Below are 8496 nucleotides of genomic sequence, written 5' to 3' on the forward strand. Positions count from 1 at the left end.
CTGGCCGGCGAGCGCCAGCAGGGCGTTCGGCAGGTTGACGGTAAGGGACTGAATGGCAGTTGCCAGATCAGTGGCGCCGGAGGTCAGCGCCGCCTGCAGCTTGGCAGGGTCAGCCCCGGCGATGCCGGAGAGCAGGCTGGTGAGCAGGCCGTCCGGGCCATCCAGCAGTTCGTTCAAGGTCGGGTCCAGGCACTGGATGAACGGGCCCAGGGGCGTATCGCCCAGGGCACCTCCCAGATTAGTCAGCAGATCGCTGACAATGTCCTGGGTCGGGTTCAGAATGGTGCTGCCGCTGGTGCCACCACCGCCACCACCACCCGAGCCGCCGGTGCCGCCATCGGCGCCGCAGGCGGCAACGCCCAGCGCGACTGCGAAGTAGGCGGCCAATCTTGTCATCTTGAGCTTTTTCATGATGGTCCTCATCGTGTGTTTGGCCGCGAGGCCGCTTATGTCTGTAACGTAACCGGAATGTAATCCCGTGCGTGATGTGTATGTTATTCGAGGCAAAACACTTGTAACGTTTGAGTTTTGTAAACGCGTATTGACGAATTGAGACAAGTTGGCAGCAAAGCGCCAATTTTCCGACGGACAGTGTGGTTTTCTGTTGTGCTGCAGGCCCGTCGCCGATGCGGGGCGGCGGCGGGCCGGATCATGCGTGCGAGGCGGGTCCTCAGCGCTCCAGTCGCCGGCCCAGACGGGTGCCCATGCGGGTCGGCGTGCCGGCCCGGAAGCTTTCCTCCCAGGCCATGACATCCGGGCCGAACAGCACGATGGCGGTCGAGCCGAGACGGAAGCGGCCGAGTTCGGCGCCCTTCTCCAGCGTGATCTCTCCGTGCTCGAAGCGGCTTGCCCGCACTTCGCGGCCGATGGCTTCGACGCCGCCCCAGACCGTCTCGATGCTGGCCACGATCATGGCGCCGACCAGCACCACCACCATGGGACCGGCCTCGGTGTCGAAGTGTGCGACCAGGCGCTCGTTGCGCGCGAACAGGTTGGGCACCTGCTCGGCGGTGCGGGTGTTGACCGAGAACAGGTCGCCCGGCACGTACACCGACTTGGTCAGGCGCCCGCCCAGCGGCATGTGCACGCGGTGGTAGTCGCGCGGCGACAGGTACACGGTGGCGAACTGCCCGCCGATGAAGGCGTTGGCATCGGCATCGCTGGCGAGCAGGTCGCCGAGCGAGTAGCTGTGGCCCTTGGCCTGGAAGATCTGGTCGCTGCTGATTTCGCCGAGCTGCGAAATGGCGCCGTCGGCCGGGCAGAGGATGCTGTCGGTGGCGCCGTCGAGCGGGCGCGCGCCATCCTTCAGGGCGCGGGTGAAGAAGGCGTTGAAGTTTTCGTAGGCGCCCAGGTCGGGCTGTGCCGCTTCGCTCATGTCGACCTGGTAGCGTGCCGCGAAGCGCTGGATGAAGGCATCGCGGAGCCAGGGCGTGCGGCTCTCGGCCAGGCTGCCGACGAGACGGGACAGGCCGTGCTGGGGCAGCAGGTACTGCGGCAGGGTGAGCAGGCGGTCGAGGGAGAGGGCCATGACGCGGTCTTCCGTAGCAGGTCGGGACGAAATGTCGAGGCCGGCATGGTAATGCAGGCGCGCGCTGTCATAAAGCCGCACGTCGCAAAGGTGCGGCGCGGGTTCAGTCCTGAGTCGCGGGGCGCGGCCAGGCCACGCTGACCATCAGCCGGTCACCGGGGCCTGCGTGGCGGCTGTGCGCCAGCCAGTGGCCGATGCTGGCATGGCTGATGGTGCTGCTTGTGGTGTCGAGGTTGCGCAGGATCAGCCGCAGCCCCAGTCCGTGTCCTTTCAGCACCGCTTCCTTGCGCGTCCAGGTGCGCAGCCAGGTGTCCTCCTGCCCGGCGACCGGCGTGCGCTCCCAGAGCGCGGCCTCGTGCGGATGAAAATAGCGGCGGGTCATGGCGGCGAAGTTGCGGCGCTGGCCGAGCTGTTCGATGTCCAGGCCCACGTCCGGCAGCGTGCGGCTCCAGGCCAGGGCCAGCCATGGTCCGGTGTGAGAGGCGTTGAAGGCGATGCCGGCGTCGGGCAGCGCCGGCTTGCCGGTGGCCGGCGTGCTCAGCGCCAGTACTTCCGGCGCGCGGCCGAGCAGCTCGCCCAGCCAGTGCCGGACCACGGCGCGGGCCAGTCGCCGTGCCTCGCTGGCGCGACGGTCGAGATCGGACGGCAGGGCCAGCAGCCGCTCGCGGGCGGTGGCATCGAGGGTGTCCAGATCCAGCAGCCAGACCTCGATGTCAGTGTCCGGCACGCCGAAATGCAGACGGCCGCCGCGAGCCAGGGACCCGTCGGCGGCCGTCGTCATGGTCGCGGCCTCAGAAAAGGACGCGGGTGCGGATGGTGCCGTTCACCTGCTGCAGCTTGGACAGCGCCAGCTCCGAGTACTCGGCGTCGACATCCACCACCAGGTAGCCGATGGCATCGTTGGTCATCAGCGACTGGGCGCTGATGTTGATGCCGTTCTCGGCGAACACGGTGTTGATGGCCGACAGCACGCCCGGCACATTGTTGTGGATGTGCAGCAGGCGGTGCTTGCCGGCGGCCAGCGGCACCGCCACTTCCGGGAAGTTGACGGCGGTGATGGTGGCGCCGGTGTCGGAGTAGCGGGCGAACTTCTCGGCCACTTCGAGGCCGATGTTGGCCTGCGCTTCCAGCGTCGAGCCGCCGATGTGCGGGGTCAGGATGACGTTCTCCAGGCCGCGCAGCTCGGACTCGAAGATCTCGTCGTTGGCCTTCGGCTCCTTCGGGAACACGTCGATGGCGGCGCCGTTCAGGTGCTTGGACTTGATGGCGTCGGCCAGGGCCGGGATGTCGACCACGGTGCCGCGCGCGGCATTGATGAAGATGCCGCCCTTCTTCATCTTGGCGAACTGCTCGGCGGCCATCATGTTGCGCGTCGACGGCAGGTCCGGCACGTGCAGGGAGACCACGTCGGCGGTGGCCAGCAGCTCGTCCATGGTGGTGACCTGGCGGGCGTTGCCCAGCGGCAGCTTGGTGATCACGTCGTAGTAGATCACGTGCATGCCCAGCGACTCGGCGAGCACCGACAGCTGCGAGCCGATCGAGCCGTAGCCGACGATGCCCAGGGTCTTGCCGCGCGCCTCGTACGAGCCTTCGGCCGACTTCGACCAGCCGCCGCGGTGGACCAGGAAGTTCTTCTCGGGGATGCCGCGCAGCAGCAGGATGAGCTGGCCCAGCACCAGCTCGGCGACCGAGCGGGTGTTGGAGTAGGGCGCGTTGAACACCGGGATGCCGCGCGACATGGCGGCCTTCAGGTTGACCTGGTTGGTGCCGATGCAGAAGCAGCCGACGGCGATCAGCTTGCTGGCGGCGGCGAACACCTTCTCGGTCAGCTGGGTGCGCGAGCGGATGCCGATGAAGTGCGCATCCTTGATCTTCTCGATCAGCGCATCCTCGTCGAGCGCACCGCGCAGGTACTCGATATTGGTGTAGCCGTTGGCGCTGAGCACGTCGAGGGCGTTCTTGTGCACGCCTTCCAGCAGCAGGAAACGGATCTTGGCTTTGTCGAGAGAGAACTGGCTCATGAACGAGGACTCTTGCGTGTGCGTGTATTTGAGGATCCCGGTCGGGGATCGGTATCTGGGGTCGGGCCGGACAGGGTCCGAAACGGAAAAACAAGGCGCGAATGGTAGCACAGACGGGCCTGCTGGTAGAATGCGCGTCTTCCGTAATCCCGCCGCCGGAGCCGCTGCATGAGCCTTGCCCCCGCCGTCCTGTCCCGTCTCGCCGAGATCGTCGGTGACTCGCGTGTCCGTACCGATGCCGACAGCCTGAAGACCTGGGGCTGCGACTGGACCAAGATGTACGCGCCGGCGCCGTCGGCCATCGTGTTCCCGTCGAGCATCGAGCAGGTGCAGGCGGTGGTGCTGCTGGCCAACGAGGCCGGTTTCGCCATCGTGCCGTCGGGCGGGCGCACCGGGCTGTCGGCGGGCGCGGTCGCCGCGAACGGCGAGGTGGTCATCAGCCTCGACTACATGAACAAGGTGCTGGAGTTCATTCCCGAGGATCGCGCGGTGCGCATCCAGGCCGGGGTGGTCACCGAGCAGCTGCAGAACTTCGCCGAGGAGCAGGGGCTGTACTACCCGGTGGATTTCGCCTCCGCCGGCTCTTCGCAGCTGGGCGGCAACATCGGCACCAACGCCGGCGGCATCAAGGTCATCAAGTACGGCATGACGCGCAACTGGGTGCTCGGTCTCAAGGTCGTCACCGGCAAGGGCGACATCCTCGAACTCAACAAGGACATGATCAAGAACGCCACCGGCTACGACCTGCGCCACCTGTTCATCGGTGCCGAGGGCACGCTGGGCCTGGTGGTGGAGGCGACCATGAAGCTGGAGCGCGCACCGCGCAACCTGCAGGTCATGGTGCTGGGCACGCCGGATTTCCCGAGCGTGATGAACGTGCTCAAGGCTTTCCAGGCTCGCCTCGACCTGACCGCGTTCGAGTTCTTCTCCGAGCTGTCGGTGCAGCTGGTCACCGAGCACCAGGGCGTGCCGCGTCCGTTCGACACCGCCACGCCGTTCTACGCCCTGCTGGAGTTCGAGGCGCTGTCCGAGGACATGTCGGCGCAGGCGCTGGAGATTTTCGAGCACTGCGTGGCCGAGGGCTGGGTGGTCGACGGCGTGCTCGGCCAGTCCGAGGCGCAGGCGAAGAACCTGTGGCGCCTGCGCGAGGACATCTCCGAGACCATCGCGCGCTTCACGCCGTACAAGAATGATATTTCCGTGCTGATCCAGCGTGTGCCGGCGTTCATCGCCGACATCGACGCCATCGTCGCCGCGCAGTACCCGGATTTCCGCGTGGTCTGGTTCGGCCACATCGGCGACGGCAACCTGCACCTGAACATCCTCAAGCCGGACGACCTGGCCAAGGAAGACTTCTTCGCCCGCTGCAAGACCGTGAACGTGCAGGTGTTCGAGACCGTGCAGCGCTACAACGGCTCGATCTCCGCCGAGCACGGCGTGGGCATGACCAAGAAGCCCTACCTGACCTACACCCGCTCCGAGGTCGAAGTCGCCTACCTGAAGGCGATCAAGCAGGTGTTCGATCCCAACAACGTGATGAACCCGGGCAAGATCTTCGATCTGTGAGAGGTGTGCGCTGCTGGCGGTGATTTCCGGCGGCGGGACTTAGCGAGCCAGGGATGGCGAGCGAGAGCCTACAGGGAGGTACTTGCGGCGATCCCGTCGCCGGAAATCACCGCCAGCAGCGCTGGCTTTCGCAGCAAGGAGAGACGACCGATGACCTATAGGCACATGTGGAGCGACGGCCGCCCGGTCGACCTGCCCGCGGGCAAGGTGGTGTGTGTCGGGCGCAACTACGCGGCGCATGCCCGCGAGCTCGGCAACGCGGTGCCGGAGACGCCCATCCTGTTCCTCAAGCCGGCCACCGCGCTGGTGCCGCTGGGGCCGGACTTCGCGATTCCGGCGGGACGCGGCGAGTGCCATCACGAGACCGAGATCACGCTGCTGATCGGTAGCACGCTGAGCGGCGAGGTGAGCGAGGAAGCGGCGCGCGCGGCCATCGCCGGCATCGGCATCGGCCTCGACCTGACCCTGCGCGATGTGCAGAACACGCTGAAGCAGAAGGGCTTGCCGTGGGAGGTCGCCAAGGCCTTCGACGGCGCGGCGCCGATGGGGCCGTTCCTGCCGCCTGGCGGTTTCGCCGATCTCGCCGCGATCAGCGTCGGACTCATCGTCAATGGCGAGCGGCGCCAGTCCGGCAAAAGCGCCGACATGATCACCGGCATCGTGCCGCTGCTGCGTTTCATCGCCACGATTTTCACGCTGCAGCCGGGTGACATCGTCATGACCGGCACGCCGGAAGGTGTGGCGGCGTTGCAGTCCGGAGACCGGCTGATGCCGATATTGTCCGGCCATTCCTGGCAGACCCGGGTGCGCTGAGTCAGGCGCGCCGTGGCATCCGCCGTTCACTCCCCCCAGTTGTTCTGGAAGCGGTGGATCTGCCGTCGTTCCTTCTTGTTCGGCCGGTGGTCAGGGTGCGCCAGGTTCATGGCCTTGCGCTGCTCCGCCAGTCGTGCACGCGCCTCGACGCTGTCCGGCGTTTCCTCGTAGAGCTGCTGCGCCACCGGCGCCGGACCGCGCACCTCGCTCAGTCCGAGCACCACCACGGTCTTGTGCTCATGCCCCTGGCGGATGGTCAGCGTCATGCCCGGCACGACTTCGCGGCTGACCTTCACGCGCTGTCCGTCGCAATGCACCTGGCCGCCCTCGATGGCGGCCTTGGCCAGCGAGCGGGTCTTGAAGAAGCGCGCCGCCCACAGCCACTTGTCGACACGCACCCGCGCGCCTTCGCTGTCGGCACGCGCACTCATGCCGGCGCACCCGCCAGCACCGGGATGCGGCCGAGCTCGGAGAAACGGTCGATGGCCGGATAGCGCAGTCCCTCGCGCTCCGGCTTGTGGCTGTCCGGCGTCAGCACGCTGACGAGCTGGCCGATGCCCCAGGCGCGGGCACTGTCGAGCACGGCTTCGCTGTCATCGATGAACAGGGCGCGCGCGGGGTCGAAGTCGTGCGCCGCGCGCAGGGCATGCCAGAAGCGCGCATCCTCCTTGGCGTGGCCGTAGTCGTGCGAGCTGACCATGACATCGAACCAGTCGCCCATGGCGGTCTCGGCCAGTTTCAGCTCCAGGCTGGCACGGTGCGCGTTGGTCGCCAGCCAGAGCCGGCGGCCGCTGGCGCGCACCGCGGAGAGGAAGCTGAAGGCGTCGGCGCGTTCGCGGATCAGGTGGCGCAGGTCTTCCTTGAGCACGGCGACATCGAAGCCGACCTGCTCGCTCCAGAAGTCGACGCAGTACCAGTTCAGCGAGCCTTGGTGGGCGGCGAAACGGCCCAGCAGGTCGTTCAGGCCTTCCTCGCGCGGCAGGCCCTTGCGCTCGGCGTAGATGGCCGGCAGGTGCTGCAGCCAGAAGCGGTTGTCGAAGTGCAGGTCGAGCACCGTGCCATCCATGTCGAGGATGACGGTGTCGACGCGGGACCAGTCAATCATGCGGCACACCCTGTCGATTTGCGGCAGAGTATGGCAAAGCCCGGCGGGCAACGCACGGTACGGGGCTGGATGGCGGCGGAGGTGGAGCAGGTTATGAAGGCGGTCGGACGCGACGAGATGGCTGCGGTGCTGGCGGTGGCCGCGGAGGCCGGGCGCGAGATCATGGCGATCTACGCCGACGAGGCGCGCTGGCAGGTGCGCGACAAGGCCGACGATTCGCCGGTGACGGCGGCCGACCTGGCCGCGCACGCGGTCATCGAGCACGGACTGCGGGCGCTGCCCTGGCCCTGGCTGGCGGCGCTGCCGGTGCTGTCCGAGGAGTCACCGCCGGCGCAGCTGGCCGGACGCCGGTCGTGGCCGGCGTGCTGGCTGGTCGACCCGCTCGACGGCACCCGCGAGTTCATCGCGCGCAATGGCGAGTTCAGCGTCAACATCGCGCTGGTGCTGGGCGATGAAGCCGTGCTCGGCGTCGTGCTGTCCCCGGTCGATGGCTCGGCCTATGTCGCTGCCCGCGACCAGGGCAGCTTTCGCGTCAGCGGCGGCGACTGGGCGCTGCTGCATGTCTCGCTGCTGCCGGCCGACGGCTCGCCGCTGCGCTTGACCGTCAGTCGGCGCCATGGCCTGGAGCAGCTGGCGGCCTTCGAACAGGCGGTGGCGGCGCGGCTGGGGCCGGTCGAGCGGCATCCGGCCGGTTCGGCGTTCAAGATCTGCGCGGTCGCCGAAGGGCGGGCGGATGCCTACCCGCGCTTCGGTCCGACCAGCGAATGGGACACGGCAGCGGCGCAGGTGGTGCTGGAGGAGGCCGGCGGGCATCTGCTCGACGCCCGTGGCCGGCGCTTCCGCTACAACCGTCGCGACACCCTGCTCAACGCCGGCTTCCTCGCGGTCGGCGCGGAGCCGGTGCAATGGCTGGCCTGCTGGCCGGCTTAAGGCGGTCTTAAGGCAGGGCATGACAGGCTCGCGCATGGCCGGGCACGAGGGAGACGGGCGACATGTATCTGCTGCTGATCGAGGATGACCTGAGCCTGGGGCGGGTGCTGTCGCGTCTGCTGGCGCAGCACTACCGGGTCGACTGGGTGCGCACGCTGGCCGCCGCCTCGGCGCAGTGGCGCGCGGCGGAGCATGACCTGGTGATCCTCGATCTCGGCCTGCCCGATGGCGACGGCATGGACTGGCTGGCCGGGCTGCGCGCCGGCGGCAGCGATGTGCCGGTGCTCATCGTGTCGGCGCGTGACGCCCTCGATGACCGTGTCCACGGCCTCGATGCCGGCGCCGACGACTACCTGATCAAGCCCTTCGAGGCCGACGAGCTGATGGCGCGCGTGCGCGTGCTGCTGCGTCGCGGCAGCGGCCGGGCGACGCCGGCGCTGAGCGCCGGCGCGCTCTCCTTCCTGCCCGAGCAGCAGCGCTTCCTGCTGGATGGCGAGCCGCTGGCGCTGCCGCCCATGGCCTATCAGCTGCTG

General features: G+C 67.9%; 10 protein-coding genes. 4 read left to right on the forward strand and 6 right to left on the reverse strand.

Going from position 1 to position 8496, the window contains the following annotated elements; translation table 11 throughout:
• The 4 genes from C5O18_RS03875 to serA form a co-directional block, all read right to left on the reverse strand.
• The coding region (locus tag C5O18_RS03875; protein ID WP_241146729.1) for a hypothetical protein at window positions 1–411 on the reverse strand (411 nt) is incomplete at its 3' end.
• A 259-nt stretch (window positions 412–670) separates the two neighbouring features.
• On the reverse strand, window positions 671–1528 hold the full coding sequence (gene asd / locus C5O18_RS03880; RefSeq protein ID WP_105191633.1) for an archaetidylserine decarboxylase: 858 nt from the start codon (window positions 1526–1528) through the stop codon (window positions 671–673).
• 103 nt (window positions 1529–1631) lie between these two features.
• The gene (locus tag C5O18_RS03885; protein WP_206389714.1) at window positions 1632–2255 is read right to left on the reverse strand and encodes a 4'-phosphopantetheinyl transferase family protein; all 624 of its coding nucleotides are present in this window, start codon (window positions 2253–2255) and stop codon (window positions 1632–1634) included.
• Between the two features lie 64 nt (window positions 2256–2319).
• On the reverse strand, window positions 2320–3549 hold the full coding sequence (gene serA, locus C5O18_RS03890; protein WP_105191637.1) for a phosphoglycerate dehydrogenase: 1230 nt from the start codon (window positions 3547–3549) through the stop codon (window positions 2320–2322).
• Between the two features lie 168 nt (window positions 3550–3717).
• Here serA and C5O18_RS03895 point away from each other — a divergent pair, with 168 nt between their 5' ends.
• Together C5O18_RS03895 and C5O18_RS03900 are read left to right on the forward strand one after the other, a co-directional pair.
• Window positions 3718–5115: an FAD-binding oxidoreductase gene (locus C5O18_RS03895; RefSeq protein WP_105191639.1), complete on the forward strand. Its 1398-nt coding sequence runs from the start codon at window positions 3718–3720 to the stop codon at window positions 5113–5115.
• Window positions 5116–5265: 150 nt separating this feature from the next.
• On the forward strand, window positions 5266–5928 hold the full coding sequence (locus C5O18_RS03900) for a fumarylacetoacetate hydrolase family protein (RefSeq protein ID WP_105191641.1): 663 nt from the start codon (window positions 5266–5268) through the stop codon (window positions 5926–5928).
• A gap of 26 nt (window positions 5929–5954) precedes the next feature.
• Here C5O18_RS03900 and C5O18_RS03905 read toward each other — a convergent pair whose 3' ends face one another.
• Together C5O18_RS03905 and yrfG are read right to left on the reverse strand one after the other, a co-directional pair.
• Window positions 5955–6359 carry an RNA-binding S4 domain-containing protein gene (locus tag C5O18_RS03905; protein ID WP_105191643.1) on the reverse strand — a complete coding sequence of 135 codons (405 nt, stop codon included), beginning with the start codon at window positions 6357–6359 and terminating at the stop codon, window positions 5955–5957.
• Entirely contained in the window at window positions 6356–7033 is a 678-nt protein-coding gene (gene yrfG / locus C5O18_RS03910; protein WP_105191645.1) for a GMP/IMP nucleotidase, read from the reverse strand. The genes C5O18_RS03905 and yrfG overlap by 4 nt, the downstream gene beginning before the upstream one ends.
• 93 nt (window positions 7034–7126) lie before the next feature.
• Between yrfG and cysQ the strand changes: the two genes are divergently transcribed.
• Window positions 7127–7963: a 3'(2'),5'-bisphosphate nucleotidase CysQ gene (gene cysQ, locus C5O18_RS03915; RefSeq protein WP_105191649.1), complete on the forward strand. Its 837-nt coding sequence runs from the start codon at window positions 7127–7129 to the stop codon at window positions 7961–7963.
• Between the two features lie 62 nt (window positions 7964–8025).
• Window positions 8026–8496 (forward strand): response regulator (locus C5O18_RS03920; RefSeq protein WP_105191647.1); only part of this gene is annotated, 471 nt, incomplete at its 3' end.

Source organism: Amnimonas aquatica (genome assembly GCF_002943415.1).
GTDB lineage: Bacteria > Pseudomonadota > Gammaproteobacteria > Pseudomonadales > Moraxellaceae > Perlucidibaca > Perlucidibaca aquatica_A.

Coding starts and splice junctions, on each gene's coding strand:
- C5O18_RS03895 (WP_105191639.1), top strand. CDS start 3,718: ATGAGCCTTGCCCCCGCCGTCCTGTCCCGTCTCGCCGAGATCGTCGGT.
- C5O18_RS03900 (WP_105191641.1), top strand. CDS start 5,266: ATGACCTATAGGCACATGTGGAGCGACGGCCGCCCGGTCGACCTGCCC.
- C5O18_RS03905 (WP_105191643.1), bottom strand. CDS start 6,359: ATGAGTGCGCGTGCCGACAGCGAAGGCGCGCGGGTGCGTGTCGACAAG.
- yrfG (WP_105191645.1), bottom strand. CDS start 7,033: ATGATTGACTGGTCCCGCGTCGACACCGTCATCCTCGACATGGATGGC.
- asd (WP_105191633.1), bottom strand. CDS start 1,528: ATGGCCCTCTCCCTCGACCGCCTGCTCACCCTGCCGCAGTACCTGCTG.
- cysQ (WP_105191649.1), top strand. CDS start 7,127: ATGAAGGCGGTCGGACGCGACGAGATGGCTGCGGTGCTGGCGGTGGCC.
- serA (WP_105191637.1), bottom strand. CDS start 3,549: ATGAGCCAGTTCTCTCTCGACAAAGCCAAGATCCGTTTCCTGCTGCTG.